Below are 25,978 nucleotides of genomic sequence, written 5' to 3'. Positions count from 1 at the left end.
CCGAGCCGATCGGGGAGGCGATCCATTCGGTTCGGCAGCATGGTATGGATGGGTATGTTCGAACCCTACCTGACGCAGTGGGATCTCATCGTCGACGGTGTGCCAATCATCACGCCGGCCGCGCGACTTCTGCCCGTCTTGGCGGACGGCAAGCCAGCCATGCTGAAACTGTCCCATGAGCCGGACGAACGGCTGGGTGGCGTCCTTATGGAATGGTGGGGCGGGGATGGAGCGGCACGGGTGTACGCCCAGGATGGCGATGCCCTGCTGATGGAGCGCGCGACAGGCTCTGCATCCCTGAGCGATATGGCCCGAACCGGGCAGGACGATGAGGCATGCCGCATTCTTTGCAGGACAGCTGCACGCCTTCATGCGCCCCGCCCCAAGCCGCTGCCGGAGCTGACACCACTGAGGGATTGGTTCCGGGACCTATGGCCGGCAGCCGACGCCCATGGCGGTATCCTCGCCCGCAGCGCGGAAACCGCCCGGATGCTATTGGCGGAACCCCGAGAAGTCGGCGTGCTGCATGGTGATTTGCACCACGATAACGTTCTTGATTTCGGGGCGCGCGGCTGGCTTGCAATCGACCCGAAGCATCTCATCGGCGAGCGGGGCTTCGACTTCGCCAACATCTTCACCAATCCAGACCTAGCGGACCCCACGCGACCCGTGGCGACGCAGCCGGGCCGCTTTGCACGCCGTATGGATGTCGTCACAGCGGCAAGTGGGCTTGAGCGACGACGTCTCCTATCGTGGGTGCTGGCATGGACCGGTCTCTCCGCGTCATGGTTCATCGGTGATGACGATCCGCTGGCGAAGACCGACCTGCAGATAGCTGAGCTGACTGCCGCCGAGCTAGATCGATAGGTGATGCGCGGTTGCCGACCCCAGTGTCAGGGCCGAGCGCGGCAGCCCAGTGATGATCTAGTACTCGTCATCTCGCATGATCATTAGGACGCGTGCCGTCATAGCTGGGTTGGCAGGGTCAGGTGAGGGCAGGGCGTACGAGCGGTCGTAGGCTTCGATCTTCCAAAAGTACCGTACCCCATCATGCTCGACCGCCCCGAAGTCCTGAGGCCCGTATGGGTCTGCGCCGGCATGAAAGGCATCGAAAGCCCGCACTGCGTCGAGGACGGCCAAGCGATCACGCGGCGGCAGGTCAGCAACTCCGGACGACACCATGACCTGACCGCCGGCGAGGGTGCGGCGGAAGGCAAGGTTCAGGGCCGCCGATGGCGACAATCCGGTCGCAGCGCGGGTCGTGCGCATGTGATCTATCAGCGCTATCATCGTCTCGGCCATCGCGCGCCGCCTATGGTGTCTATGGCCAAGCGACCATGCTTGGTGAGACGCACCCCGCCATTCGCCGACAGACCGTCACGGGCAAAAGAAAAGGGCCCCGGAGGGCCCTGTGTTGGATCGTTGGATGCGGCGGGGTCCGGTCCCCGTCCCCCGCGTCTCTTCTCATGCTGCAGCCGGCCACCCTGCCGAGCCTGTTCCGCCAAACCGATGCGTCGCATTCCAGACCTCGCCATCATCCCCAGCTTTACGATACTAACCGTAGGCCGGGGCAGGGCCGACGACAAGGACGGCGCCCACTCGGGTCTTGCAATGACGTGACGATTGCCAGCTGCCGCGCCGTCCCGACACCAGCTTGGTTCGCTTAGTTCTGAAAGAGTCTGCCATAACGCGCCTCGCCACTGGCGCGGGGCATGATGATTAGATCGTCCAAGCTGGCCCGCCCGCGCCCGATAGCCTTCATCACGTAGGCTGTCGCTTCCTCCGGGGACCCTGTCATGGTCTCGGCATACACATGCGACAGCGGGCGATTGTGGCCGGCCAAGAGGGACTGACGCTCTGCTACAATGTCGGCCAGATTGGAGGCAGTGCGGGTCCGCGGCGGCGACAGGTCGAGCGCGTGAAGATGCCGCCCATGGTTGATGCTAATGGCGGAAAAGCGGTCCCGCTCGTATTTCGGCACCGGGAAGTCCGGGCAAGCCATGAAGAATGGCAGCCTATCGCGTGGGGTCTTGCTCGGTCGGCGGCTACGGTGGGTGAGTAGAATGCCGTAAATCCGTTCCACTTCGAAGCGCATCTGCTCTGCTACGGCCGATGGTGACCCGTTTAGTGGATTGTACATGAAGCTCATGAAGGTCGGCTCCCACCCGAGCAATATTTTAGACTCGATGTGGGTGGCGTAGCTGCGGACTATTTCGTCGAAGGTCGATCGTGACGATATAACCATTGATAGCCTTCTTCCTCTGTCACGGCGGGTCTTCGCGGTGATCACGTTGGGTCTTGTGTGATCTGTGATGGGGGTGCGGTGTGCCGGTGACCGGGTTACCTACGGGCCGATTTGTCGCCTCGGATGGTCCGTTGGACAAGGGTTGCCCGTATGCAGAGCCGGTTCGGCACTCCATTGCAAAGGTATGTACGTCGGCAAGTTATGATCCGGGTGCATCCGCAAGATCGACCGGTACGACGGTTGTCGAGTACGAATTGGCTTCGCACCCACACCCCTTTACCGGCCGAGAAAACGCATCTGGCGATTGATCAAACCAAACTGAGTCTAGCAACGAACCTAATAGTTGCGACAGGGCGCAGCGCGCGCCCTGTCGCTCATCGTCTTTAGCTAAGTTCCCAATCCGTAAGCGTCACCGGCACCTGACCATCCGAGTAGCAATCAACTTCTACGTGTAGGGTCAGCGTTCCCGAATGGGCCAAAATCCGATGAAGCACCTCTTTACTCATGCTCACCAAAAGATGCTCATCTGATTTCATACGCACGCGGTTCTGAGTTTTGCGCGGAGCCGCGACATCGGGCTGACCGTCACCGCTAGGAACTGTGTCGGTGGGCTTGCTACTATCGCCATCCGTGGTAGTTCCGATACGATCAGAGCCACCATCACTATCGACGTCGCTTTCCAATGACGGTGCGACTGGGGTTACGCTATCTCCGATTGGCTTGCCTACTTTCGCCGTCTTTTGAGCGTTTGCCTCCTCATAGAGTTTTTCGATACCTCCGTGATCTCGGATGTAAGCAGGGATATCCTTTGTCGCGACCGATTTTGGAATGGTGCCAAGCGCTTGCGCATAAATGCGGGCTCGGTCGTACGCCGGCCCAGACGCGGGCGCATTGAAAAGGAAGCGAAGGACGAGACGCCGCAGCTTCGATAGTGGAATTTCCTTTGATAGCCGTTTTGCAATCCTCTCGCCTTTGAAATGAGACAAGAAGCGGCCGCGCAACTTTCGGTCACTCATTACCTTGCGGATAAATCGGGCCGCATCCGCAAGACATTGGTATAGTACTTCTGTCGCCGAATTTTCAGATTTTTTCAGCTTATCCCGTGCGTTAATAAGTGCTTCGATCGGGTCGACTTTCGTTGCCATACGCGTGGATCTCGCAAGTTTATTCCTATGGGACATTTTAATTCTCCAAATACTGGTTTCCAGTATTTCGTGGTCCAAAACTGTTGGGGTGTGACGTTGAGGATGCTGTGTGGCGGTGGGATGCCAACAGACTTCCAGCGTCGTGTTCCTGCCGCTAACCGCCGGAAGCCAAGCATGGGTATCGCCGGTTACGATGCGGCTGCCTTGCCTAAATGTGATGTTTCATTTGCCCCCCGATGTGCTGCGCTTGATTGCGCATCAACAACATCGCAGGTCGGGACAGCCACGTGATCCGCAGTCCACTTCTAGGTAACCTAGAGCGTCGTAATTAATTGAAATAAAATCTGTTTTTATGAAAATCAGAAAGCGAAGCGAGCATGCTGTCATCTAGCATCGTTAGCGGTACGGCCTGCGGTGTCAGCGCTGGAGGTGGAGTAGGAAAATGCAACGCATTGATAGCTCGGGGATCCAAACGATCGTTCACAAGGCTAATGATCCCAAAGCATTTTTCGAAGTATGCCCTACGATCTTGCGACAATTCAATTATCTCATCAATGTATTCGTCTAAATAAAGGTCGGCTGGATCTAGCACCCAGTTAAGACTGCTTTGATCTTGGTCAACGTAATGAAATGGGGCTGAGACACCCAACGCCTTCCATAATTGGTCGAACGACCGCCGAGAGCGAGCGGCTTGTCTGTGAAAATGGCCATCGCGAATGAGGGCGTGCGCTCGATTTAGGCTAACCCGTCCATCAGGGCTATATGCGAGATCGGAAATTAAGTAATATATAATGTCTCTTAAAAGATTTCTATTATAATATATTGGTTTCTGGTATGGTATCTCGTTGAAGTCCGCGTAGGCTTCAAGATTTCCCGATAGCGCGAGAGTTACATCACTATACGTCAGTTTATTGTATATGAGCCGCTCCGCGGCTCGAGGTGGAGTGCTGCGGCCCTTTGCAGTCATCAGATTTAGGTACGCGGATGCCAGACAGACACTTCCTATGCGTTGCCTGTCGGTATCCTGTGGCCATCGCAACCATGCAGAGAACGAGCAAATCGAGTCAATAAAGTTGACTTTGTCGCATGTGCCAGTATGCAGGGATTCAATAATCTGAGAAATTCGAAGGATAGAGTCGGCTTTAGACGCGGTCTTGCCAATTTCAATTAACTCTCGTTTCCAACGATATATCGTTGATACAGATACATTATTGTCTTTTAACAATTGCTGGCGCGTCTCATCACTCTCTGCACTTCCGGATCCGGCCCGTTCGTATGCCGAGACAATGTCAGCCTTCTCTTTGTCAGTGCGTTTTAGCAATTGTCGGACCATCTGTTATGTCTGCACCATTACGGCGCTACTTTGGATAGCAGTTCAGCTAGGGTGAGGGGTCTCATCGAATTTGAAACTAGCGAGTTTATCAATCGCTGAGGCCTTCGCCTTCATGGATACATCGCCATACTGCTCTGAAACATTTCGTGGGGCGTGACCTTGGATTGCGTTATAAATGCGAGCCTCGATCCCGGCTTCGATGCACTGGGTTGTAAACAGATGCCGCCACCCATGGTTCGGCTGAACCCTAGGATCCGAAACTATCGTCCGAATGAACTCTCTCATGCGGTTCAGAAGACCGGATAGTGGGCCTAGAACATCGCCATCAGGTGTCGGCACCAGAAATAGCGGCCCGTCCTCGCTGGACTTTACAAATTCCGGGAAACCCAACTGCGCTAACTGATGGTGCAGTACAATCTCCCTCGCCTGATTTGTCTTAACCGTCCCGGCCTCAGGGGTAATTATGATCACCCAGCGATCCATTTCGAAGCGAACGTCTTCTCGACGCAACTGGCCGATCTCACCAACCCGCGCCCCACTGAATGCGCACAGCCACGGGATCCAACGCTTTGCGGCAGCAGTTTTTCGGTGTTCGCGGGGCCCTGCGCTGTATGCAGTCGCCGCTGAGAGGATTGCCTTTGCTTCCGAAGCCACAAAACCCTTTGGACGCACCTGAGCTCGACGACCTACCTTGATCGTCAAGCCGGCAGCAGGATTTGCTGGCAATTTCCGATTCATCACTGCCCACCCAAAGAGCGTCTTTAAGGCGGAAAGGTCGCTGTCTTTGACCGTTTTCGGACTGGGAGGCTTGCCTGTGCGTGGTGATGGCGTTGTGAGGCGGTAGTCCTTGAAAGCCACGATATCCTCGGCCGTGATCCGCTGAGCATCATCGTGCTTAAGGAAGGCTACTAAGCTTTTCACCGTGTTGTGGTAGCTTTCGTGCGTGCTGGGCTTTCGACCCGCTGCCTGCGCTTCCCGCCACCATTCACCGAATAGCCCGGTCAATGTCACGGGAGGCGACTTGCCCGCAGCAGCTCGGGGTTTCGCGGCCGCCGTTCTCGAATGTCCACCAAGTTCGCCATTCGCCGAATATGCCACCATCCGGGCATCGTCCGGAGTGTATCGTCCTTCCGCCATTTCACCGACCGTCAAACTGGCACGTTGAAACGCAGCGCCCATCGCCTTGGCGAGCTTTAGACGGCTGAAGTCGTCAACGGTAATGCCATGGTGTGCAAGTCCGTTGTCAGCCTGCGCGAAGCAAAACTCGCGCATGGCGCGGACGAGGTGATTATCGACCGACAATGTTCCGTCAGGCTGCTCTTGGTTTGGCGGTGATTGACGCCAGAGATAGCGATACAGTCGGGGGGTCCATGCGAACTGCTCACTGGGCTCGTCCAGATGCCACTCGATCCATGTGTCGTGCGCGGTGCGCGCTATAGCGTGCGCCTCACGCTCCGTCAGAGATCGCTGACCATCTTGTAGGTTCGCCCATCGCGCTTCGACCTCGGCCGACACTTGAGCGTACTTCACGCGCGCGAGCTTGGCATCCTTCGTGCCGAGCGACACGAGTTCCTCTCGCTTGCCGACGGCGTCGCGAAGGCTCGCCGGGACAGCCCGCCGAAACCAGAAAACGCCAGTTCTAGGATGCGGCCATGGTTGAGCCATACGCAGGACCATTTGTATCACCCGTTTGTATCACTCGGGCAACTGTAAGTCCATGTTTTGGCTTAACTCTTTGGCTTCCCTGAACAATCAGGGGAATTGGTGCCCAGGAAAGGACTCGAACCTTCACGCCTCGCGGCACACGGACCTGAACCGTGCGCGTCTACCAATTCCGCCACCTGGGCACTGGCGGTGTCATTAGAGAGCGGCCGGGCGGCTGTCAACGCTTTGTGTCGGGTGGGGAGGAGAAAATATGTGCGGGGGACGCGAGTGCGGCAGAGCCGTTGACGCGGTGCGGGAAAAAACGACCGCTCGGGGGCTTTGGATTGCGCCGACCCTTTCCCATGGCGGTGGAAATGCTCTAAATCACCGCCCAGGAAAGGCGTTCCCGTGCCTGGCTCCCATCGAGCCACGGGGCGCGGGGTGGATAGCGAGGGCATTTCCATGCGGATCGACGACAAGAAGCTGGTGACCGTCTTCGGCGGCTCGGGGTTCCTCGGGCGGTATGTGGTTCATGCGCTCGCCGCGCGTGGGCACCGCATTCGCGTGGCGTGCCGGCGGCCCGATCTCGCCTATCACCTGCAGACGGCCGGGCGGCTCGGCCAGATCCAGCCGATCCAGGCGAATCTGCGCTATCCCTGGTCGGTCGAGCGGGCCGTGGAGGATGCCGATCATGTCGTCAACCTCGTCGGGATCCTGACGGAAGCCGGCAAGCAGCGCTATACGAGCGTCCAGGCCGAAGGCGCCAAGCTGGTGGCGGAAGCCGCCGCGCGGCGGGGCCTCGGCATGGTGCAGCTCTCGGCCATCGGCGCGGACGAATCGTCGGCCAGCCAGTACGCCCGCACCAAGGCGCAAGGCGAGCGGTCCGTGCTGCAGGCCGTGCCCGATGCGGTGATCCTGCGGCCGTCCATCGTCTTCGGCGCCGAGGACCAGTTCTTCAACCGCTTTGCCGACATGGCGCGCCTGTCGCCCGTCCTGCCGCTGATCGGCGGGGGCAAGACACTGTTCCAGCCCGTCTATGTGAACGATGTCGCGCAGGCAGTGGCCGCCGCCGTTGAGGGCGCGGTGCCGGGTGGGCGCATCTACGAACTCGGTGGGCCGGAGGCCTTGAGCTTCCGCAAGCTGATGGAGGAAATGCTCCTCGTCATCGATCGCAAGCGCCGCTTCCTGACCATTCCCTTCGGTGCGGCCGAGCAACTGGCCGGTGTTCTGAAGTATCTTCCGGGCGCGCCGCTGACGCCCGACCAGGTGGAGCAGCTCAAGCACGACAACGTCGTGTCGGAGGCCGCCAAGGCCGAAGGGCGGACCTTCGATGCCTTCGGCATCCGCCCGCGCACGCTGGAAGCCGTCCTGCCGACCTATCTCGTCCGGTTCCGTCCGCAGGGCCAGTTCACCAAGGGCAGCCCCACATCCGACCAGACCGTCGATCCGGAGATCGCGCCGCGCCCATAAGGTTCTGGGCGCCGACGCCCGGAGCAGCTGCATCGTTCAATAAAAAAGGCCCCGCCGGCAGAACGCCGACGGGGCCTTTGTCATGTTGCGCGGGACTCAGGCGAAGGCGTAGAGCGCGACGAGGCCGATCGTGCCGACGATGATGCGCCACCAGGCGAAGGGGGCGAAGCCGTGGCGCGACACGAAGTCGAGCAGGAACTTCACGACGAAGAGCGCCGAGATGAAAGCCGCGACGAAACCGATGACGATGAGCGCCAGATCGTTGGTGCTCAGAATATCGCGATTCTTGATGAGATCGTAGGCGAAGGCGCCGGCCATGGTGGGCATGGCGAGGAAGAAGGAGAATTCGGCCGCCGAACGCTTGTCCGTGCCCATCAGGAGCGCGCCAACGATCGTGGCGCCGGAGCGCGATGTGCCGGGGATCATGGCGAGGCACTGGAAGAAGCCGATGATCAGGCAGACCAGCGGCGGAAAATCCATCGCATCCGTGTAGCGCACGCGGCGCGGCATGCGGTCGATCGCCAGGAGGATGAAGCCGCCGACGATCAGCGCCGTACAGACCAGCGCCGGTGTTTCGAAGAGGACGCCCTTGATGAAGCCGTGCGCCATGGCGCCGATGATGGCGGCCGGCAGGAAGGCCAGGAGGATGCTGGCGACGAAGCGCCGGCTGCGCGGGTCGGAGGGCAAGGTGACGGCCAGGTGCCACAGCTTCCCGAAATAGACCGACAGGACCGCGAGCACCGCGCCGAGCTGGATCAGCACCTCGAAGGAGTGACCGGTGGAGGACCAGCCGATGGCCCGCCCCACGAGCAGCAGATGGGCCGTCGAGGACACGGGTATGAACTCGGTCAGGCCCTCGATCAACCCAAGCAGGGTCGCATCGAATATATCGTTGAACTGCACGCCGGTCCCCTTTTCGCGTTCCGCTTCGACGTTCATTGCGCAGCGCACAATGCGAATCAACCCGGCTATAAGGTGGCGACAGTTTCGGGCAAGGCGATTTGGCCCGTCAGGCTTGCGGACAAGTCTTTGATAAGGCTATCTGCGCTGACATCCGTCACAGCCGGCCGAAGTTGCGATAAGACGAACGATGCTCAGACTCCATCATCATCCCATGTCCGCCGCCTGCCGCTTCCTGCGCCTGGTCATGACGGAGTATGGGGAGCGGTTCGAACTCATCGACGAAAAACCGTGGGAGCGGCGCAAGGAACTCCTGGCGCTGAACCTTGCGGGGACGGTCCCCGTGCTGGTCGAGGACAACGGTCCGCCCATCGTCGGCGGCATGGTCGCCGCCGAATATCTGGACGAGACGCGCGGCGTGTTCCAGCGGGACCGGCGCCTTCTGGCGGAAAAGCCCTTCGAGCGCGCCGAGATCCGCCGTCTCACCGACTGGTTCCTCGGCAAGATGGAGGGTGAAGTCACCCGCTATCTCGTGCGCGAGCGGGTCTTCAAGCGCGAGATGACGGCCGCCGAAGGCGGCGGCGCGCCGGACTCCTCCGCCATCCGCGCGGCCCGCGCCAATCTGAAGAATCATGTGCGCTATATCGGCTGGCTGTCGGAAAGCCGGAACTGGCTGGCCGGCTCGCATCTGTCCTATGCCGACCTGTCGGCCGCGGCGGCCATCTCGGTGCTCGACTATCTGGGCGAAGTGCGGTGGGAGGACGATCCCGTCGCCAAGGACTGGTACATGCGCATCAAGTCGCGGCCGTCCTTCCGGCCCTTCCTGCAGGAGCGCATCCGCGGCATTCCGCCGGCTGCCCATTACGCCGAGCTCGATTTCTGACGGCCGAGGTCGGACACGCCCCCACCCCTTCGGCGGCCGAGCGCCTCCGCGCTTTCCTGGACGTCGAATCGCGGCGCCTCGGCTTCGATGCCGTGGGCGTGGCCCCGGCCGCCGGCCGTGACGCGTCGGGCGCGCGGCTGGAACAGTTCGTCAATGAAGGCCTGCACGGCACGATGGACTGGATGGCCGACACGCTGGAGCGCCGCCGCACCGTCGGCGCGCTCTGGCACGAGGCGCGCAGCGTCATCGTGCTCGGCATGAATTATGGCCCCGCGCACGACCCGCTGGCGGACCTGCAGCGCCGGGACCGCGGCGTCATCTCGGTTTATGCGCAGAACCGCGACTATCATGATGTCATCAAGGGGCGGCTGAAGGAACTGGCCGCCAAGCTCCTGGCCCGCGCGCGCCAGGTGCTGCCGGGCGAGGAGCATGGCGTCAAGGTCTTCGTGGATACGGCGCCCCTGATGGAGAAGCCGCTGGGCGAGGCGGCCGGCCTCGGCTGGCAGGGCAAGCATACCAACCTCGTCAGCCGCGAATTCGGGTCCTGGCTGTTCCTGGGCTCGATCCTGACGACGCTCGACCTTTCGCCGGATGCGCCGGGGCGGGACCTGTGCGGCTCCTGCACCGCCTGCCAGGACATCTGCCCGACCAAGGCCTTCCCCGCACCCTACAGGCTGGATGCCCGGCGGTGCATCTCCTACCTGACCATCGAGACGCGCCGGCCCATTCCACGCGCGCTGCGCGCCGCCATGGGAAACCGGATCTACGGCTGTGACGACTGCCTGGCGGTCTGCCCCTGGAACAAGTTCGCGCAGGCCGCGCGGGAGGCGCGGCTGATCGGCCGGCCGGAATTGCGGGCCCCAGCGCTGCGCGATCTCATGGCCCTGGACGACGCAGGCTTCCGCGACGGCTTCGCCGGGTCCCCCGTCAAGCGGATCGGACGGGACAAGTTCGTGTCCAACTGCCTGATCGCCGCCGGCAACGCGGCCGATCCTTCCCTTCTGCCCGATGTGGAGGCGCGGCTGGACGATGCGGCGCCCATCGTCCGGGCCATGGCCGTCTGGGCCTATGGGCGCCTTGCGCCGGACCGGGCGGCGGCGCGCAGCCGGCAGGCCCTGGCCGACGAGCCGGATGCCGGCGTTCGCGCCGAATGGCTTGCGGTCGGGGGCACAGACGCGGCATGAGGGGGTGAGCGCAGAGGAGAGGTGGGATGAACAGACCCGAAGCGGCCAATGACGACATGGAGACGCCGCGCATCTTCATCTTCGGCTGCGGCTACAGTGCGCAGCGCTTCGCGCAGAGTGATGGCCGGTCCCTCGTACAGGGCGCCACCACCCGCAGTGCCGACAAGGCGGCCTCCCTCGCAGCCGCGGGGATCACGCCCTACCTCTTCGACGGCACAGCCCCCGGCGCCGGGATCGATGCCGCACTCCACCGCGCCACACACCTGATCCTGTCCATCGCTCCGGGCGAGGAGCCCGAAGGCGATGCGGTGTTGCGCTGGTACCGGGACGAGATCCTGCATGGTGCGCCGGACTTGCGCTGGATCGGCTATCTGTCGACCGTCGGCGTCTATGGCAATCACGATGGCGCGGTGGTGGACGAGACGACGCCGCCCGCTCCCGCCTCCGAGCGCTCCCGCCGCCGCCTCCTGGCGGAAGAAGCCTGGGCGGCCCTGGCGCGGGAGAAGGGAATACCCTGCGCGATCCTGCGCCTGTCGGGCATATACGGCCCCGGCCGCAATGCCTTCGTCAATCTGGCAGAGGGCCGCGCCAAGCGTCTGGTCAAGCCCGGCCAGGTCTTCAACCGCATCCATGTGGACGATATTTCCGGCGCCCTGGCGCTACTGATCGCCCGCAATGCCGGTGGCATATGGAATGTGACCGACGACGAACCGGCGCCGCCGCAGGATGTCGTGGCGCATGCCGCCGCACGGGCCGGTGTGGCGCCGCCGCCGGAGGAGGATTTCGCCACGGCCAGCCTGTCGCCCATGGCGCGCAGCTTCTATGGAGAGAACAAGCGCGTCTCCAATGCGGCGCTCCGCCGCCTCGGCTACGAGATGCGATATCCGACCTATCGGGAGGGGCTCGCCGCGCTCGATCCGGCCACCGGGGGGGCCGGCAAAGGCGCCTGAATCCGGTTTCTTGCGGCTCCGTCGAATTTTCGCCTTATCCGTCATGGCTTTAGGCGTCATCGAACGGCGGGGGCCACGAGGGGATACGCATCCGATAGGGATGAGCATCGACGCTCGGCGCCTGTCCGTATGAAACGGCACAGGACAAGGGACCGTTGAAGATACTGACATTGGGGGCAGCCGCTCTGGCTGTAATGACGGCGTGCATGGCGGCCACAGGGGCGCAGGCAGCGAACGGAAAGACGAGTTGCGGCAGCGCGTCCTGGTATGCGCTGAAGTCGAAGACCGCATCGGGTGAAATGATGAACCCGGCCGCCATGACCGCGGCGCACAAGACCCTCCCGCTGGGCTCGAGGGTGAAGGTCACCAATCTCAACAATTCCAGGACAGTCGTGGTGCGGATCAACGATCGGGGGCCCTTCGTGAAGGGCCGGATGATCGATCTGTCGAAGGGCGCGGCCCAGAAGCTCGGCTTCGTCGGTGCCGGCCATGCGCGTGTCCAGATCGAGCCGGCGGACGGCTCCGGCACGCGAAGCTGCGCCTGACGCGCAAGGCAGCCCATCTTCGAAAAAAGCAGCGGGGCGGCGGGTCGATCTTCATCGACCACGCCGGCCCCGTTCGTGAAAATGACCTTTAAACAAAGGAACGCATTGAAATACAAAGGGAAGTAACGGCGGCACGGGGCCCCGCACTCCATCCGGCACGCCCGAAAATCATGGGTCGTTGCCGGTTTCGTCCGCCGCTCCGCAAAGACGCCGGGACAGCGCCTGCGGGACGGCGGAAGACGCTAGAGCTTAGATGCTCGGACCAGCCGTCTCCGGCAGGAGATCGCGGATCTTGAAGGCGACTTCCGTGCGGTTGGTCGCCTTGAGCTTCTTCATGATGTTGCGGACATGGACCTTCACCGTGCTTTCGCGCAGGTTCAGCTCATAGGCGATGATCTTGTTGGCCTTGCCGCGGCGCAGCGCGTCCACCACGGCCATCTGCCGGGCGGTGAACATGCCGTTCAGCGGGCGCTCCGGCGCATGGCCGGATTCCAGCATGGACTGCATGGCCAGGATGCTGGAGGCGGGGACGAAGGCGCCGCCGGCCAGCGTCAGCTCGATCGCCTCGATCGCCACGCCGATCGACACCGTCGTCGGAATGAAGCCCTTGGCGCCGCATTCCAGCGCCTTGACGATCTGCGGCATCTCTTCCGTATCGGCGATCACGATCAGCGGGACCGGGCTCGCTTCGGCCACGATGCGGCTGATATCGGCCGCAATTCCGAAATCGGTGATCTTGCGATTGCCGATGTGCAGAAGGATGACCGCCGTCTCCGGATGACGGGCCCGCGCCTGGCGCCAGCCCTCGATGTTGGAGAAGGTCGTGATCGCCAGTTCCGCGCTCTGGGCGGTCAGGCTGTTGGCCAGGCATTCGCGCTCGAGCTGACGGGAGTCGATGATCACGACATGGGTGCGTTCGAGATCCTGGCTGTCGGCCGCATGACGATCGGAATGGCGGTTCGCGCCATGATCGAGTGCCGTGGCCGTATGCCGGTAATTGTGACGTTGGGCGAGAACACCAGCCTGGGAAAGACCGCGATCGCCGCTCTGAACCTTGTCCAGCATTTTAATACCTCCACCTGAAACGGTTTTGGCCCTTGTCAAACGGTACGATCTGTAGGGCCGCTGATGTTCAAACTGTTTTACGACGCGCCCAAAACTCGGACTTACGCCAATGACTCTCGGTACAAAGAAACAAATGTTTTGGTAATGTTACCTAGCGGGACGACCATCTTCCGATCGTCGGCCCCCGTCGATGTGAGTATGGCTACTGCCTACCTGGGGTTGCGTAATTAACATATGTTAAATGGCACCCTGAAATCGATACCATGAGTTGCAGATACGACTCACTGAGAACTGTCTTCCTGCGTACTGACAGGTGCGTCAAACAGTCCAAAACCCTTGTAAAATACGCCTTCCGGGGTGGTGTTGACGACTCCGCCCGGGCCCCACAAAGCGGATTTTGCAACCGAAAGGATTAGATCGTAACCCAGAACGGGGATAGGCTACGCCGATAGGGACGGCAGTGCGATCTTTGGGTGTGGATGGGCCGGTTTGAGCAGTTGTTCAGCCCAAAGGCGTGCCATGCGAATCACCTTCCGGAGCGACGGCTCAGAAAGAGGGAGTCGCGGAGGGTAAAGCGCCATGGCGTCTCTACCCCCTTTGAAAGGCCGATGCGCCGGCCGGAGGCGACGGCGTGGGCGGCGTCCGGCAGGCACAAGGTGATGGATTGTGTGTCGAGGGGGCAACCGTCCCACTGCGCATCGATGCCGAGCGCCTGCGCCAGACGGCCTGGACCGGAGCATAGAAGGGCAGGCGCCCGCGTTCCCCGACGGGCCGCCATGGTATCGATCCCGTCCAGCGGCTCCAGGGCGCGGATCAGCACCGCACTGCCCGGGACCTTCGCATCGCAGACGAAGTTCAGGCACCAGTGGATGCCGTAGGAGCGGTAGACATAGGCATGTGCGACCGGTCCGAACATGGCGCGGTTGCGCAGGGTCCGTCCGCGATGGCTGTGAGAAGCCGGATCGGCGTGGTCATAGGCTTCCGTCTCCACGATGCGCCCTCCCACCCCATGGATGGCGAGGTAGGCCCCGATCAGGCCGCGCGCCACCACCGGCGCCGGTTCGCTGAAGAAATCCAGAAGGTCCTTGCGCATAGCCTTAGCTCCTGCGGCCTCGCCCGTTTGTTCCGGCAGACAAATACACTATCGAAGACAAACGGGGCTGCCGCCCCCGCCAGTCACAGGAGGAACGTGCTCATGCCCTTTCAGCGCATCGTCGTCATCAACGGCCCCAACCTCAACATGCTGGGAAAGCGTGAGCCCGGCATCTACGGCGCGCGGACGCTGGCCGATATCGAGGCGGCGCTGCGGGCCCAGGCCGCGGACCGCGTTGCGCTGACCTTCCGCCAGTCCAACAGCGAGGGCGAGCTCGTCACCTGGCTGCAGGAGGCAGGCCTGGCGGGCGATGGCGTCATCCTCAATGCCGGGGCCTACACGCATACGTCCATTGCCCTGGCCGATGCGATCAAGGCCGGCGGCGCCCGGGTGGTGGAGGTACATCTGTCCAACGTGCACGCGCGCGAGGCGTTTCGTCATCATTCCTACCTGTCGCCCGTTGCGGTCGGCGTCATCGCCGGCTTCGGCGATCGATCCTATCACCTGGCGCTCGAGGCGCTCCTGACCCTGCCGGAAAACCCGAAATCCTGACCAGACGCACCGTTCAATTCTGCTTCGCCGCTCCGCGGAGGGCGTGTATCCTGTCCGCGTAAGGTTCGGAGGGGTCTGATGCTGAAGGATATCGCGGTTCACCTGGACGGGACGGAGCGGGACGCCACCCGCCTCGATCACGCGGCCATGCTGGCCGACTGGTTCGAGGCCGAGCTGACGGTCCTCTTCACCAATCTGATCGAGATCGGCTACATCGCCGCCGATCCGGTCGGCGCTTCGGTGGAGATCGTCGCCGACGCCATCGACGAGGCGCGGAGCGCCGGCGATGCGGCCGAGGCCAGGATCCGCGAGCGCATCGAGGCCCTGAACCGACCCTGCCAGCTCATCCGCCACGACGGAACCGATGGCGAACTGCGCGAACATGCGGCCCGCCTGGCGCGGCTGACGGACCTGTTCCTGGCCGGCCGACCCCTCGGCCCGGAAGACAATGGCTGGCCGAGCCTGTTCCAGAGCACGCTCTTTTCCGGCGGGCGCAGCGTCTACATGGTCCCGCCGGACCGCGCGCCGCAGCCGCCGCGCACCATCCTCGTCGGATGGCGTGACGGGCGGGAGACGACGCGGGCGCTGACCGAAGCCCTGCCTTTCCTGCGCAAGGCCGACCGCGTGATCCTGGCTTCGGTCGGCATCGGCGCGGAGGATGCGGGTGCGCCGGAGATCGTCCGCCATCTGGAGCGGCATGGCGTGGCAGCGCAGTTTCGCAGCTTGCCGACCGGCGGCCGCGTTTCCGAAACGCTGCTGGCGGAATGCGCGGCGGAAAAGGTGGACCTCCTCGTGATCGGCGCCTTCGGCCATTCCCGCTTCTGGGAGTGGGTGCTGGGCGGAACGACGCGCAACATCCTGACCGTCTCGGCGATCCCCGTTCTCCTGGCCCACTGAACGATCGTTCGGTTTCGGGGTTGCGCGAGCATTCAACTTAGGGTGGAATATCCGGCGGATGGCGCGTGCGCCGCAATCACACGGAGACATTCCCTCTATGAAACGGATGAAGACGCTTTTGGCCGCAACCGCAATGGCGCTTGCGCTCGGCTCTGCTGCCCAGGCCAAAACCCTTGTCTACTGCTCCGAAGGCTCCCCCGAGGGCTTCGATCCGGCGCTTTACACGTCCGGCACCACCTTCGACGCATCCGGCCATCCGATCTACAATCGCCTGGCGGAGTTCAAGAAGGGCACGACCGAGACCGAGCCCGGCCTGGCGGAAAGCTGGGAGGTGTCGCCGGACGGTCTTGAATACACGTTCAAGCTGCGTCCCGGCGTGAAATTCCACTCAAATGCGGACTTCACGCCGACCCGCGATCTCAATGCCGACGACGTGATCTTCTCGTTCCAGCGGCAGGGCGATACGGCCAACCCCTATCACCAGTATGTGGGCGGCGCGTCGTGGGAGTATTACAACTCCATGTCGATGCCGGAATTCGTGAAGTCGATCGAGAAGGTCGACGACCTGACGGTCAAGTTTACGCTGACCCAGCCCTATGCGCCGTTCATCGCCAACGTCGCCATGCCCTTCGCCTCGATCCTGTCCAAGGAATATGCCGACAAGCTCGCCGAGGCCGGCAACCAGGCCCAGCTCAACCAGGCGCCGATCGGCACGGGGCCGTTCCAGTTCGTCGCCTACCAGCCCGACGCGGTCATCCGCTACCAGGCTTTTGCGGACTACTGGGGCGGCAAGCAGCCGATCGACGATCTGGTCTTTGCTATTACGACTGACGCCTCGGTGCGCCAGCAGCGCCTGCTCGCCGGCGAATGCCATGTCATGGCCTTCCCCAACCCGTCGGATATCGAAAGCCTGAAAGGCAATCCGGATCTGAAGGTGCTGGAGCAGGAAGGGCTGAACATCGGCTACTTCGCCTACAACACCCAGCAGGAGCCGTTCAACCGTCCGGAAGTGCGGCGCGCCCTGAACAAGGCGATCAACAAGCAGGCCATCATCGACGCCGTGTATCAGGGCGCCGGCGAAGTCGCCAAGAACCCGATCCCGCCGACCATGTGGTCCTATGACGAGGCGACGGTGGACGATCCCTACGATCCAGAGGCTGCCAAGGCCGAACTTGCGGCGGCGGGCGTGTCGAACCTGTCCATGAAAATCTGGGCCATGCCCGTTTCGCGGCCCTACAACCCCAATGCCCGGCGCATGGCGGAACTGATCCAGTCCGACCTGTCGGCCGTTGGCGTCAATTCGGAAATCGTCTCCTACGAATGGGGCGAGTATCTGCAGCGCACGGCTGAGGTCGACCGCGACGGCGCGATCCTGATGGGCTGGACGGGCGACAACGGCGATCCGGACAACTTCCTGGCCGTCCTGCTCGGCTGCGACGCGGTGGGCGGCGCCAACCGCGCGCAATGGTGCAATGACGAGTTCAACGCCATCGTGCAGGAGGCCAAGACCAAGTCCACGCAGGAAGAGCGCGCCGCCCTGTACAAGCAGGCGCAGGAAATCTTCAAGCGCGAGGCGCCCTGGGCGACGATTGCCCATTCGGTGGTCTACGTGCCGACCCGGGCCAATGTGCAGAACTTCGTCCAGAGCCCGCTCGGCGACATGACTTTCGACGGGGTCGACATCACCGAGTAAGGGTTGCCGATTGCGACCTTGAGGAAGGGGGGCGGCGTCTTGTCGCCCCCCTTCCGGCTTGATTGAAACCCGGCGTGGCCTCTATGCCCCGCGACCGGGCAGGCCAGAGCGGCAACGGCGCGCATCGGCGTGCATGGGGCAGTCGCCCGGGCGCGGCAGGCGCTTCTCAAGTGCTCCCATGATCGGCAGCTTCCGGCTCGACAACGAGCCTTGGAGGACACGGCCGGCCCCGAACCTTAAGACAACCTCGCAGAACGAGCCCCATGTTCCGATTTTTCATCTCACGCATCGGCGTGCTCATTCCGACATTCGTCGGGGTCGCCATCGTGGCCTTCTCCTTCATCCGGCTGCTGCCGGGCGATCCGGTGCTCTTGATGGCCGGCGAACGCGGCATGTCGCCGGAGCGCCATGCGCAGCTTTCGGCCCAGCTCGGCTTCGACCAACCGCTGCCCATCCAGTTCTGGCATTACCTGACCGGGCTGTTCCAGGGTGATTTCGGCCAATCCATCGTGACGCGCCGGCCCGTTCTGGACGAGTTTCTCAACCTCTTCCCCGCAACGGTAGAGCTGGCGACGGTCGCCATTCTCTTGGCGGTGATCATCGGGGTTCCGGCCGGTGTCTTCGCTGCGGTCAAGCGCGGATCCTGGTTCGACCAGACCATCATGGGAACGGCGCTGGTCGGCTATTCCATGCCGATCTTCTGGTGGGGCCTGCTCCTGATCATCCTGTTTTCCGGCACGCTTGGATGGACGCCGGTCTCGGGCCGCATTTCGCTCCTGTACTTCTTCCAGCCGGTCACCGGCTTCATGCTGATCGACAGCCTCCTGGTCGGGCCGGCGGGGTCCTTCAAATCGGCCATCAGCCACCTGATCCTGCCCGGCATCGTGCTGGCGACCATTCCGCTGGCGGTGATCGCCCGGCAGACGCGTTCGGCCATGCTGGAGGTGCTGAGCGAGGATTATGTCCGCACGGCCCGGGCCAAGGGCCTGTCGGGCTTCCGGGTGGTCGGGGTGCATGCGCTGCGCAACGCGCTCATTCCGGTGGTCACGACGATCGGGCTGCAGGTCGGTGTTCTCCTGGCCGGCGCCATCCTGACGGAAACCATCTTTTCCTGGCCGGGCATCGGCAAGTGGATGGTGGATTCGGTGTTCCGCCGCGACTACCCCGTCGTGCAGGGCGGACTCCTCCTGATCGCCATCGTCATCATGGTCGTGAACCTACTGGTGGATCTCACCTACGGTCTGATCAATCCGCGCGTGCGGACACGGTAAGCGGGGAACGCATCATGAGCCATATCCAAGCCCAGGAAGCGGAAGAGGGCGTCGGCAGCCTCATCCCGCAGCGTCCGCCCGAGAGCGGCATCCGCCGCCAGATGCTCCGCGAATTCTGGTACTATTTCGCCGAAAACAAAGGCGCCGTGCTCGGGCTGATCGTCTTTTCGATCGTCGTCTTCGTCGCCGTCTTCGCGCCCTTCATCGCCCCGCACGATCCGGCGGCGCAAAACCGATCCGCGCTTCTGATCCCGCCGGTCTTCATGGAGGGCGGGCAATGGGCCTTCCCCCTGGGGACCGACGCGGTCGGGCGGGACATCTTCTCGCGCCTCGTCTACGGCGCGCGCTACTCGCTCTTTATCGGGCTCTTCGTGGTCACCCTGTCGGTTTCCACCGGCATCGTCATCGGCATGATCGCTGGCTATGTGCGCGGCTTCGTCGACACGGTCATCATGCGGCTGATGGACATCATCCTGGCCTTCCCGTCGCTCCTCCTGGCCCTGGTGCTGGTGGCGGTGCTCGGCCCCGGTTTGATGAACGCCATGATCGCCATTGCGCTCGTGCTGCAACCGCATTTCGTGCGGCTGACCCGGGCCTCCGTCATGGCCGAGAAGGAGCGCGAATACGTGACCGCGGCGCGCGTGGCAGGGGCCGGCCCGCTGCGTCTGATGTTCCGCACCATCCTGCCCAACTGCCTGGGGCCGTTGATCGTGCAGGCGACACTGTCCTTCTCCAACGCCATTCTGGACGCCGCGGCGCTCGGCTTCCTGGGCATGGGCGCCCAGCCGCCGACGCCCGAATGGGGCACCATGCTGGCCGAGGCGCAGGAATTCGTCCTGCGCGCCTGGTGGGTCGTCACCTTCCCCGGCCTCGCCATCCTGATCACGGTGCTGGCCATCAACCTCATTGGCGACGGCCTGCGCGACGCCATCGATCCCAAGATGCGGAAGGGCTGACCCCATGGCGCTTCTCGAAATACGCAACCTCACGGTCGAGTTCGAAACCGTCACCGGCCTGTTCCGCGCCGTGGACGGCGTCGACATTGCCGTCGACCGCGGCGAAGTCCTGGCCATCGTGGGCGAATCCGGATCGGGCAAATCGGTCGGCATGCTCGCGGTCATGGGAATCCTGCCCCGGACGGCGCGCGTGTCGGCGGACCTCATGCAGTTCGACGGGCGGGATCTTCGGACCCTTGGCCGCCGCGAGCGGCGCACCATCGTGGGCCGGGACATGTCGATGATCTTCCAGGAACCCGGGTCGAGCCTCAACCCGTGCTTCACGGTCGGCACGCAGATCACCGAGGTCCTGAAAGTCCACACCGACCTGTCGGCCCGCCAGCGCCGCGACCGGGCCGTCGAGCTTCTGGAAGCGGTCGGCATCCGCGACGCGGCGGAGCGGCTCGGCAGCTATCCGCACCAGATGTCCGGCGGCCAGGCGCAGCGCGTCATGATTGCAATGGCGATCGCCTGCAACCCCAAGCTGCTCATTGCCGACGAGCCCACCACGGCGCTGGACGTGACCATCCAGAAGCAGATCCTGGACCTTTTGATGGGGTTGCAGGCGCAGCATGGCATGGGGCTGATCATGATTACCCACGATATGGGCGTGGTGGCCGAAACGGCCGACCGGGTCGTCGTCCAGTATAAGGGACGCAAGATGGAAGAGGCCGACGTTTTGACCCTGTTCGAAAATCCGAGCTCCCCCTATACGCGGGCGCTCCTGTCGGCCCTGCCGGAAAACGCCACGGGCGACCGGCTGCCCACCGTGGCCGACTTCATGGCAGGCGAGGGCCGGGCATGAGCGCCGCCGTCCTGGAAGCGCGCGACATCACGCGCGACTATCATGTGGCAAAGGGCATCTTCGGCCGGACGCGCACCGTCCATGCCGTGCGCGGCATCAGCTTTTCGCTGGCCAAGGGGCGCACCCTCGCCGTGGTAGGGGAATCGGGATCGGGCAAGTCCACGCTCGCCCGCATTCTGACCCTGATCGACGCGCCGACCAGCGGCACATTGAGCATCGGCGGGGAGGTGATGGACATCGCCCGCAGCGGCGTGACGCGCGATATGCGCCGCAAGGTGCAGATGGTGTTCCAGAACCCCTATGGCTCGCTCAATCCGCGCCAGAAGGTCGGCGACGTCCTGTGCGAGCCGCTCCTTCTGAACACGGACAGGAGCGCAGCCGAGCGGCGGGCGCTTGCGCAGGAAATGCTGGTGAAGGTCGGCCTCCTGCCGGAGCATTACAACCGCTATCCGCACATGTTCTCCGGCGGCCAGCGGCAGCGCATCGCCATTGCCCGTGCGCTGATGCTGTCGCCCCAGATCCTGGTTCTGGACGAGCCCGTCTCCGCGCTCGACCTGTCGGTCCAGGCGCAGATCCTGAACCTTCTGGCCGATCTGCAGGACGAGTTCGACCTGACCTACGTCTTCGTCAGCCACGATCTGTCGGTCGTGCGCTACATCGCCGACGAGGTCATGGTCATGTATCTCGGGCAGGCGGTGGAACATACCTCGCGCGATGCGATCTTTTCCGATCCGCAGCACGATTACACCCGCAAGCTCTTCGCCGCGACGCCGCGTGCCGACGTGGAGAGCATCCGCCAGCGCGTGGCCGAGCGGGCGGCCCGCGCGGTGGGCTCCGCCGCCTGACAGCGGTGCTGCGCGCGGCTCGGTCGTTCCATTGGGCCCATCCGCGCGCATGCGTTTTCGCAGCCGCAGCGAAAAAGCCGTTCGCGGAGCATTCGCATTTGTTCTAGCGTCGCAGGGCATCATGACCCGGGGAGCCCTCCAACGCGCATGAAGTCCATCCGCCGCTTCTTTCCGCGTCGTTATGTGCTGCCGCTTGCCATGCTGTCGGTCACGTCCTTCGTCGCGCTTCTGGTGCTGCTCTGGTATCTGACCGCGATCCAGAACCGGCAGGATGTGGAGCGTGACAGGATCGCCATTGCCAGCGCGCTGGACGGGATATTGGATTTCGCCGTCCACGATCTGCAGGACTATTCGATATGGGACGACGCCGCCCGTCACCTTCTGGGGGGCTTCGACCGCCAGTGGGCGGACGACAATATCAGCGTCTATCTTGGCGCGCGCCAAGGCTACCAGCATGTCTTCGTGGTCGAGGACGACCGCAAGACCATCTATTCCTACGAAAACGGGCAATCGGCCGATGTCCCGCTGGACGCCGTGACGGCGATCGGGCCCGCCATCCTGTACGGCATCACCGATGCGAACCGCCCGGGCATACGCGGCCAGGAGGCGATCGGCGGCTTTTCCCACAGCACTGCCGGGATCTTCGCTTACGCCGCCTCCGCGCTCACGGCGTTGACGCCTTCGCCCGACCTGTCCCCCGGGCCGCCGCGCACGCTGATCATCGCGATGCTGCTGGATGAACAGGCGCTGGCGCAAATGGCGTCGCGCTATCGGCTTGGCACGCTGCGGATCGTCGGGCCGGAGGGGGTGCTCGATACGGAGGAGGCCGTGGTGCTGACCAGCCGGGACGGCACCTCCGTCGGGCAACTCGCCTGGATGCCCGAGCGCCCGGGAACCGTTCTCTTGTACCGGATCCTGCCGGGCCTGTTCATCATCGGCGCCATCGCCACCACGGCGGCGGCCACAGTGCTCAACCGCGCACGCCGGGCCGATGAGGAACTGACCTCCAGCCGCGTGAATATCCAGCACCTCGCCTATCACGACGCGCTGACGGGCCTTGCCAATCGCCGCAGGTTCCAGGATGTCCTGCGCGAGGGGGGTGCGGGGCCCAACATGCAGATCCTTTACATGGATCTGGACGGCTTCAAGGAAGCGAACGACGTCTATGGCCATGCGATGGGCGACGCGCTCCTGATCGAGGCGGCGCGGCGCATCGGCGCGGCGGCGTCGGAGGATGCGCTGGTCGCCCGCACCGGTGGTGACGAGTTCGCCATCCTCATGCCCGGCCGGGAGGGGGAGCCGCGCCGCACCTGCGATGGTGTCCTGCGCGCCTTCGATCCCGCCTTCGAGGTGCGCGGCTACAGCGTCAATATCGGCGTGACCGTGGGCGCCGCTTCCGGCGCGGAAGGGTTGGAGGGCGAGGAGCTCATGCGCCGGGCGGACGTGGCCATGTATGCTGCCAAGTCGCGGGGCAAACGCGGCTGGCTCGCCTATAACACGGAGCTGGACGCCGCCAATCAGGTCCGTCACGTCATGGAGGGGGCCCTGCGTGAGGCGCTCGACAACGACCTCGTGCGGGTCGTGTTCCAGCCCATCGTCAGCGCCGGCACGGGCCGCATCGAGATGGTCGAGGCACTGGCGCGCTGGAACCACCCGCAGCTTGGGGAAGTGCCGCCGGACCAGTTCATCCGGGTGGCCGAGCAGAGCGGCCTGATCAACGCCTTGGGGCGGCGGGTCCTCGCCCATGCCTGCGCCGCGGCGAAAGCCTGGCCCATCCGCATATCGGTGAACCTGTCGCCGGTCGAGTTCTGGGATCGGGATCTCGTCGGCTCCATCCACCGGGTGCTCGATCAGGCCGGGTTTCCGAGCTCACGGCTGGACCTCGAAATTACCGAACGCCATCTCCTGCGCCGGCCGGACGAGGCTGCGGCCATCCTGTCCGAATTCCGCATGCGGGGTATCCGCATATCGCTGGACGATTTCGGAACCGGCTATTCCAGCATCGGCTATCTGCAACGACTGTCGATTGACCGGATCAAGATGGATCGCTCCTTCGTGCAGGCGGCCGAGCGCGGCGGCAAGGGGCTGCGCATGGCCGCCGCCGTGGTGAAGCTCGGCCAGGCGCTCGACCTGCCGGTGACGGCCGAAGGTGTCGAGACGCCTGCGCAGGCGGCGCTGATGCGGGAGATCGGGTGCAGCCACCTGCAAGGCTGGCTCTTCGGCCACGGCATGTGCGCCGAGGAGATCACCGCGGCGCTCGAACGGCAGAACGGTGAGGTCCCGAGGCGATAGACGCCAGCAAGGGCGGTTACAGGTCTACAGGTTCGACGTTGCGGCAGATGACCTTAAAACTCGGGCATCGGCCAGGCGCTCCTGCGAACGGCCATGCGTCAGACATGCGGGTGCGCATCGATCCGCATGTCAGGATGCCGGCACCGGAACGTCGTCGCCGATCAGGCCACGCTCCTTCAGTGCGGTCCAGAACGCGGCGGGGATGGGGGTTTCGAACCAGTCGACGCTGGTCCGCACCTGGTCCACACGGTGCGCTCCGGTGTTGACCGCTACCACGGCCGGATGCGCCAGCGGGAACTGGATCGCCGCCGCCGGCAGCGGCACGTCGAACTCCCGCGCTACGGCGGCAAGCCGGTCGGCGCGGTCGATGACGGCCTGGGGCGCGTCCTCGTAATTGAACTTGCGATTGCCGACCAGCAGGCCGGAATTGAAGGGCGCGGCCGCAACGATGGCGTGGCCCGCTTTGGCGGCACGGTCCAGCATGCGCAGACTGTCCTGCTCGAGCAGCGTGTAGCGACCCGCCAGCATGGTGCAGTCGAGGTCCATCTCGTCCATCGCCGCCTCGACGATCTGATGCTCGTTGACGCCGAGCCCGACGCCGCGGACCTCTCCGGCGCTGCGCAGTTCCTCCAGCGCGCGGAAACCGCCACCGCGCGTCAGCTGCTCGAAATAGCCGGCATTGTCGGCGCCATGGGTCGCCGTTCCGATGTCGTGGACGAAGAGCATATCCACGCGGGTCAGGCCGAGCCGCTGCAGACTGTCCTCGTACGAGCGCAGAATGCCGTCATAGCTGTAGTCGTAATGCGGTCGGAAGGGCATGGGCTCGGCATAGCCCTGTTCGAAGGCGCCGACGCTGTCATCCGGGCGCATCAACCGGCCGACCTTCGTCGACAGGACGTAGCTGTCTCGCGGGCGGGGCTCGAGCGCATGGCCGACGCGGCGTTCCGACCGCGTGAAGCCGTAGAAGGGGGCGGTGTCGAAGTAGCGGATGCCGGCCGCATAGGCGGCGTCCACGATCTCGGCCGCCGCTTCGTCGGTCATCGTGCGGTAGAGGCCGCCGAGCTGCGCGCCACCGATGCCGAGCACCGTGAGTTCCAGTCCGGTGCGCGCCAATGCGCGACGATCGCTGACCTTCATGTCATGCCTGCCTTTCGGGATGCGAAATGTTCGTTCCGGGCCTGGCATGGCCAGGCCCGGACTTCTCCGAGCGCGGATCAGTAGAGGACGTTCTTGGCCTCGGGCGTGTCGATGTTTTCCTTCGTCACCAGGACCACGCCGGTATCCTGCGTCTTGGCGACCTTCTCGCCGCCGATGACCTTGACGACCGTCTGAATGCCGAGTTCGCCCATCTGGAAGGAGCCCTGGACCGCGATGGCCGCCAGCGTGCCGTCCTTGACGAAGCCCTGCAGATCCTCGTTGCCGTCGAAGCCGATCCCGACGACCTGGCCGGCGCGGCCGGACTGGGCGAGGGCACGGCCCATGCCGATGGCCGTAGGCTCGTTGGCGCCGAAGATACCCTTCAGGTCCGGATTGGATGCCAGGACGTCGGTGGTCTGGTTCAGAGCCGTCGCCATCTGCGACTGGGAATAGAAGGGGCCGACGATCTCCAGCTTGGAGTTTGCCTTCAGATAGTCGGTGAAGCCACCCACGCGGCCGATCTCGGACCCGGCGCCGGCGACATAGGACATCACGGCAACCTTGCCCTCGGTGCCGATCCGCTCGATCATCGCCTTGGCGGCGAGCTCGCCTGCGGCGCGGTTATCGGTCGCCAGGAAGGACTGGTAATAGTCCGCGCCGGCGTCGGAGACGGCGGAGTCGATCAGCACCACGGGAATGCGCGCTTCCCAGGCCTTTTGGATCGACGGCAGCAGCGCCTCCGCGTCGGACGGCGCCAGGACGATGCCGGCCACGCTGCGGTTGACGGCATTGTCCACCATGTTGACCTGGTCGGCGATGGCCGCTTCCGAGGCCGGGCCCTGGAAGGTCATCGTGTAGCCGCTGGTGCCCTTCATGGCGCTGTCCGCGCCCTTCTGGACATTCTGCCAGAAGGTGGAGTTCGCCGTCTTGACGATGACGGCGATTTCCTTGTCCTGGGCAAGGGCCGATCCGGCGGTCAAGAGGGCGGCGGAAGCCGCAAGTGCCGCGACGAGTTTCTTCATTTAGTGGTTCCT

At 63.6% G+C, this 25,978-nt stretch carries 23 protein-coding genes and 1 tRNA gene; 14 read left to right on the top strand and 10 right to left on the bottom strand.

Translation table 11 applies throughout. From position 1 onward, the window contains the following. Nucleotides 1-54: 54 nt before the first annotated feature. Complete coding sequence (locus tag AUL30_RS13615; protein ID WP_062228540.1) at nucleotides 55-867, top strand: aminoglycoside phosphotransferase family protein; 813 nt, start codon at nucleotides 55-57, stop codon at nucleotides 865-867. 57 nt (nucleotides 868-924) lie between these two features. On the opposite strand, the gene AUL30_RS13610 is transcribed toward AUL30_RS13615, so the two are convergent. From AUL30_RS13610 to AUL30_RS13600, 5 genes are all read right to left on the bottom strand, one after another. Beyond that, on the bottom strand, nucleotides 925-1,302 hold the full coding sequence (locus AUL30_RS13610) for a DUF3768 domain-containing protein (protein ID WP_244490827.1): 378 nt from the start codon (nucleotides 1,300-1,302) through the stop codon (nucleotides 925-927). A 361-nt stretch (nucleotides 1,303-1,663) separates the two neighbouring features. Further along, on the bottom strand, nucleotides 1,664-2,290 hold the full coding sequence (locus AUL30_RS13605) for a hypothetical protein (RefSeq protein WP_157070149.1): 627 nt from the start codon (nucleotides 2,288-2,290) through the stop codon (nucleotides 1,664-1,666). A gap of 338 nt (nucleotides 2,291-2,628) precedes the next feature. Further along, nucleotides 2,629-3,390 (bottom strand): hypothetical protein, encoded by a 762-nt coding sequence (locus tag AUL30_RS19770; protein ID WP_157070147.1) that lies wholly within the window; start codon nucleotides 3,388-3,390, stop codon nucleotides 2,629-2,631. A 1,375-nt stretch (nucleotides 3,391-4,765) separates the two neighbouring features. Beyond that, complete coding sequence (locus AUL30_RS19445) at nucleotides 4,766-6,388, bottom strand: DUF6538 domain-containing protein (RefSeq protein ID WP_308417289.1); 1,623 nt, start codon at nucleotides 6,386-6,388, stop codon at nucleotides 4,766-4,768. Between the two features lie 97 nt (nucleotides 6,389-6,485). Continuing rightward, a tRNA-Leu gene (locus AUL30_RS13600) sits at nucleotides 6,486-6,570 on the bottom strand. A 259-nt stretch (nucleotides 6,571-6,829) separates the two neighbouring features. Between AUL30_RS13600 and AUL30_RS13595 the strand changes: the two genes are divergently transcribed. Then, entirely contained in the window at nucleotides 6,830-7,837 is a 1,008-nt protein-coding gene (locus tag AUL30_RS13595; RefSeq protein WP_062228430.1) for a complex I NDUFA9 subunit family protein, read from the top strand. Between the two features lie 96 nt (nucleotides 7,838-7,933). Here the strand turns inward: AUL30_RS13595 and AUL30_RS13590 are convergent, their stop codons facing one another. Beyond that, a complete protein-coding gene (locus tag AUL30_RS13590) occupies nucleotides 7,934-8,740 on the bottom strand; it encodes an undecaprenyl-diphosphate phosphatase (RefSeq protein WP_202814510.1) in 807 nt (268 codons plus the stop codon). A 187-nt stretch (nucleotides 8,741-8,927) separates the two neighbouring features. Between AUL30_RS13590 and AUL30_RS13585 the strand changes: the two genes are divergently transcribed. From AUL30_RS13585 to AUL30_RS13570, 4 genes are all read left to right on the top strand, one after another. Further along, a complete protein-coding gene (locus AUL30_RS13585) occupies nucleotides 8,928-9,620 on the top strand; it encodes a glutathione S-transferase family protein (RefSeq protein ID WP_062228428.1) in 693 nt (230 codons plus the stop codon). Beyond that, nucleotides 9,617-10,804: a tRNA epoxyqueuosine(34) reductase QueG gene (queG, locus tag AUL30_RS13580; protein ID WP_062228538.1), complete on the top strand. Its 1,188-nt coding sequence runs from the start codon at nucleotides 9,617-9,619 to the stop codon at nucleotides 10,802-10,804. The genes AUL30_RS13585 and queG overlap by 4 nt, the downstream gene beginning before the upstream one ends. 26 nt (nucleotides 10,805-10,830) lie before the next feature. Beyond that, entirely contained in the window at nucleotides 10,831-11,754 is a 924-nt protein-coding gene (locus AUL30_RS13575; RefSeq protein ID WP_244490825.1) for an NAD-dependent epimerase/dehydratase family protein, read from the top strand. Nucleotides 11,755-11,960: 206 nt separating this feature from the next. Beyond that, nucleotides 11,961-12,299, top strand: coding sequence for a septal ring lytic transglycosylase RlpA family protein (locus tag AUL30_RS13570; RefSeq protein WP_244490824.1), 339 nt, complete (start codon nucleotides 11,961-11,963; stop codon nucleotides 12,297-12,299). Between the two features lie 249 nt (nucleotides 12,300-12,548). On the opposite strand, the gene AUL30_RS13565 is transcribed toward AUL30_RS13570, so the two are convergent. Together AUL30_RS13565 and AUL30_RS13560 are read right to left on the bottom strand one after the other, a co-directional pair. Next, nucleotides 12,549-13,364, bottom strand: a complete 816-nt coding sequence (locus tag AUL30_RS13565) for a response regulator transcription factor (RefSeq protein ID WP_083507926.1) — start codon at nucleotides 13,362-13,364, stop codon at nucleotides 12,549-12,551. Nucleotides 13,365-13,890: 526 nt separating this feature from the next. Then, a complete protein-coding gene (locus AUL30_RS13560; RefSeq protein WP_062228426.1) occupies nucleotides 13,891-14,457 on the bottom strand; it encodes a DNA-3-methyladenine glycosylase in 567 nt (188 codons plus the stop codon). Between the two features lie 102 nt (nucleotides 14,458-14,559). Between AUL30_RS13560 and aroQ the strand changes: the two genes are divergently transcribed. From aroQ to AUL30_RS13520, 8 genes are all read left to right on the top strand, one after another. After that, nucleotides 14,560-15,009 carry a type II 3-dehydroquinate dehydratase gene (aroQ, locus tag AUL30_RS13555; protein ID WP_062228425.1) on the top strand — a complete coding sequence of 150 codons (450 nt, stop codon included), beginning with the start codon at nucleotides 14,560-14,562 and terminating at the stop codon, nucleotides 15,007-15,009. Between the two features lie 78 nt (nucleotides 15,010-15,087). Further along, a complete protein-coding gene (locus AUL30_RS13550; protein ID WP_062228424.1) occupies nucleotides 15,088-15,906 on the top strand; it encodes a universal stress protein in 819 nt (272 codons plus the stop codon). Nucleotides 15,907-16,003: 97 nt separating this feature from the next. Beyond that, nucleotides 16,004-17,599 carry an ABC transporter substrate-binding protein gene (locus AUL30_RS13545; protein ID WP_062228423.1) on the top strand — a complete coding sequence of 532 codons (1,596 nt, stop codon included), beginning with the start codon at nucleotides 16,004-16,006 and terminating at the stop codon, nucleotides 17,597-17,599. Between the two features lie 263 nt (nucleotides 17,600-17,862). After that, a complete protein-coding gene (locus AUL30_RS13540; RefSeq protein ID WP_062228422.1) occupies nucleotides 17,863-18,870 on the top strand; it encodes an ABC transporter permease subunit in 1,008 nt (335 codons plus the stop codon). A gap of 14 nt (nucleotides 18,871-18,884) precedes the next feature. Then, nucleotides 18,885-19,826 (top strand): ABC transporter permease subunit, encoded by a 942-nt coding sequence (locus AUL30_RS13535; protein ID WP_062228421.1) that lies wholly within the window; start codon nucleotides 18,885-18,887, stop codon nucleotides 19,824-19,826. A gap of 4 nt (nucleotides 19,827-19,830) precedes the next feature. After that, nucleotides 19,831-20,670, top strand: a complete 840-nt coding sequence (locus AUL30_RS13530) for an ABC transporter ATP-binding protein (protein ID WP_062228420.1) — start codon at nucleotides 19,831-19,833, stop codon at nucleotides 20,668-20,670. Beyond that, nucleotides 20,667-21,515, top strand: coding sequence for a dipeptide ABC transporter ATP-binding protein (locus tag AUL30_RS13525; RefSeq protein WP_062228419.1), 849 nt, complete (start codon nucleotides 20,667-20,669; stop codon nucleotides 21,513-21,515). The genes AUL30_RS13530 and AUL30_RS13525 overlap by 4 nt, the downstream gene beginning before the upstream one ends. Nucleotides 21,516-21,662: 147 nt before the next feature. Then, complete coding sequence (locus AUL30_RS13520; protein ID WP_062228418.1) at nucleotides 21,663-23,807, top strand: putative bifunctional diguanylate cyclase/phosphodiesterase; 2,145 nt, start codon at nucleotides 21,663-21,665, stop codon at nucleotides 23,805-23,807. A gap of 129 nt (nucleotides 23,808-23,936) precedes the next feature. On the opposite strand, the gene AUL30_RS13515 is transcribed toward AUL30_RS13520, so the two are convergent. After that, on the bottom strand, nucleotides 23,937-24,944 hold the full coding sequence (locus AUL30_RS13515; RefSeq protein ID WP_062228417.1) for an aldo/keto reductase: 1,008 nt from the start codon (nucleotides 24,942-24,944) through the stop codon (nucleotides 23,937-23,939). 77 nt (nucleotides 24,945-25,021) lie between these two features. After that, nucleotides 25,022-25,966 (bottom strand): ABC transporter substrate-binding protein, encoded by a 945-nt coding sequence (locus tag AUL30_RS13510; RefSeq protein ID WP_062228416.1) that lies wholly within the window; start codon nucleotides 25,964-25,966, stop codon nucleotides 25,022-25,024. Nucleotides 25,967-25,978: the final 12 nt, after the last annotated feature.

It is taken from the genome of Aureimonas frigidaquae, assembly GCF_001463905.1.
GTDB classification, from domain to species: domain Bacteria; phylum Pseudomonadota; class Alphaproteobacteria; order Rhizobiales; family Rhizobiaceae; genus Aureimonas; species Aureimonas frigidaquae.
The sequence above is the reverse complement of the archived record's forward strand: the minus strand, read 5'-3'. Positions and strand labels throughout refer to the sequence as shown.

Excerpts from the sequence above, each read along its gene's own strand:
- AUL30_RS13560 (WP_062228426.1), bottom strand. The coding sequence starts at position 14,457 with ATGCGCAAGGACCTTCTGGATTTCTTCAGCGAACCGGCGCCGGTGGTG.
- AUL30_RS19445 (WP_308417289.1), bottom strand. The coding sequence starts at position 6,388 with ATGGCTCAACCATGGCCGCATCCTAGAACTGGCGTTTTCTGGTTTCGG.
- AUL30_RS13550 (WP_062228424.1), top strand. The coding sequence starts at position 15,088 with ATGCTGAAGGATATCGCGGTTCACCTGGACGGGACGGAGCGGGACGCC.
- AUL30_RS13575 (WP_244490825.1), top strand. The coding sequence starts at position 10,831 with ATGAACAGACCCGAAGCGGCCAATGACGACATGGAGACGCCGCGCATC.
- aroQ (WP_062228425.1), top strand. The coding sequence starts at position 14,560 with ATGCCCTTTCAGCGCATCGTCGTCATCAACGGCCCCAACCTCAACATG.
- AUL30_RS13565 (WP_083507926.1), bottom strand. The coding sequence starts at position 13,364 with ATGCTGGACAAGGTTCAGAGCGGCGATCGCGGTCTTTCCCAGGCTGGT.
- AUL30_RS13510 (WP_062228416.1), bottom strand. The coding sequence starts at position 25,966 with ATGAAGAAACTCGTCGCGGCACTTGCGGCTTCCGCCGCCCTCTTGACC.
- AUL30_RS13530 (WP_062228420.1), top strand. The coding sequence starts at position 19,831 with ATGGCGCTTCTCGAAATACGCAACCTCACGGTCGAGTTCGAAACCGTC.
- AUL30_RS13525 (WP_062228419.1), top strand. The coding sequence starts at position 20,667 with ATGAGCGCCGCCGTCCTGGAAGCGCGCGACATCACGCGCGACTATCAT.
- AUL30_RS13595 (WP_062228430.1), top strand. The coding sequence starts at position 6,830 with ATGCGGATCGACGACAAGAAGCTGGTGACCGTCTTCGGCGGCTCGGGG.
- AUL30_RS13540 (WP_062228422.1), top strand. The coding sequence starts at position 17,863 with ATGTTCCGATTTTTCATCTCACGCATCGGCGTGCTCATTCCGACATTC.
- AUL30_RS13545 (WP_062228423.1), top strand. The coding sequence starts at position 16,004 with ATGAAACGGATGAAGACGCTTTTGGCCGCAACCGCAATGGCGCTTGCG.
- AUL30_RS13610 (WP_244490827.1), bottom strand. The coding sequence starts at position 1,302 with ATGGCCGAGACGATGATAGCGCTGATAGATCACATGCGCACGACCCGC.
- AUL30_RS13520 (WP_062228418.1), top strand. The coding sequence starts at position 21,663 with ATGAAGTCCATCCGCCGCTTCTTTCCGCGTCGTTATGTGCTGCCGCTT.
- AUL30_RS19770 (WP_157070147.1), bottom strand. The coding sequence starts at position 3,390 with ATGGCAACGAAAGTCGACCCGATCGAAGCACTTATTAACGCACGGGAT.
- AUL30_RS13615 (WP_062228540.1), top strand. The coding sequence starts at position 55 with ATGTTCGAACCCTACCTGACGCAGTGGGATCTCATCGTCGACGGTGTG.
- AUL30_RS13585 (WP_062228428.1), top strand. The coding sequence starts at position 8,928 with ATGCTCAGACTCCATCATCATCCCATGTCCGCCGCCTGCCGCTTCCTG.
- AUL30_RS13535 (WP_062228421.1), top strand. The coding sequence starts at position 18,885 with ATGAGCCATATCCAAGCCCAGGAAGCGGAAGAGGGCGTCGGCAGCCTC.
- AUL30_RS13570 (WP_244490824.1), top strand. The coding sequence starts at position 11,961 with ATGGCGGCCACAGGGGCGCAGGCAGCGAACGGAAAGACGAGTTGCGGC.
- AUL30_RS13515 (WP_062228417.1), bottom strand. The coding sequence starts at position 24,944 with ATGAAGGTCAGCGATCGTCGCGCATTGGCGCGCACCGGACTGGAACTC.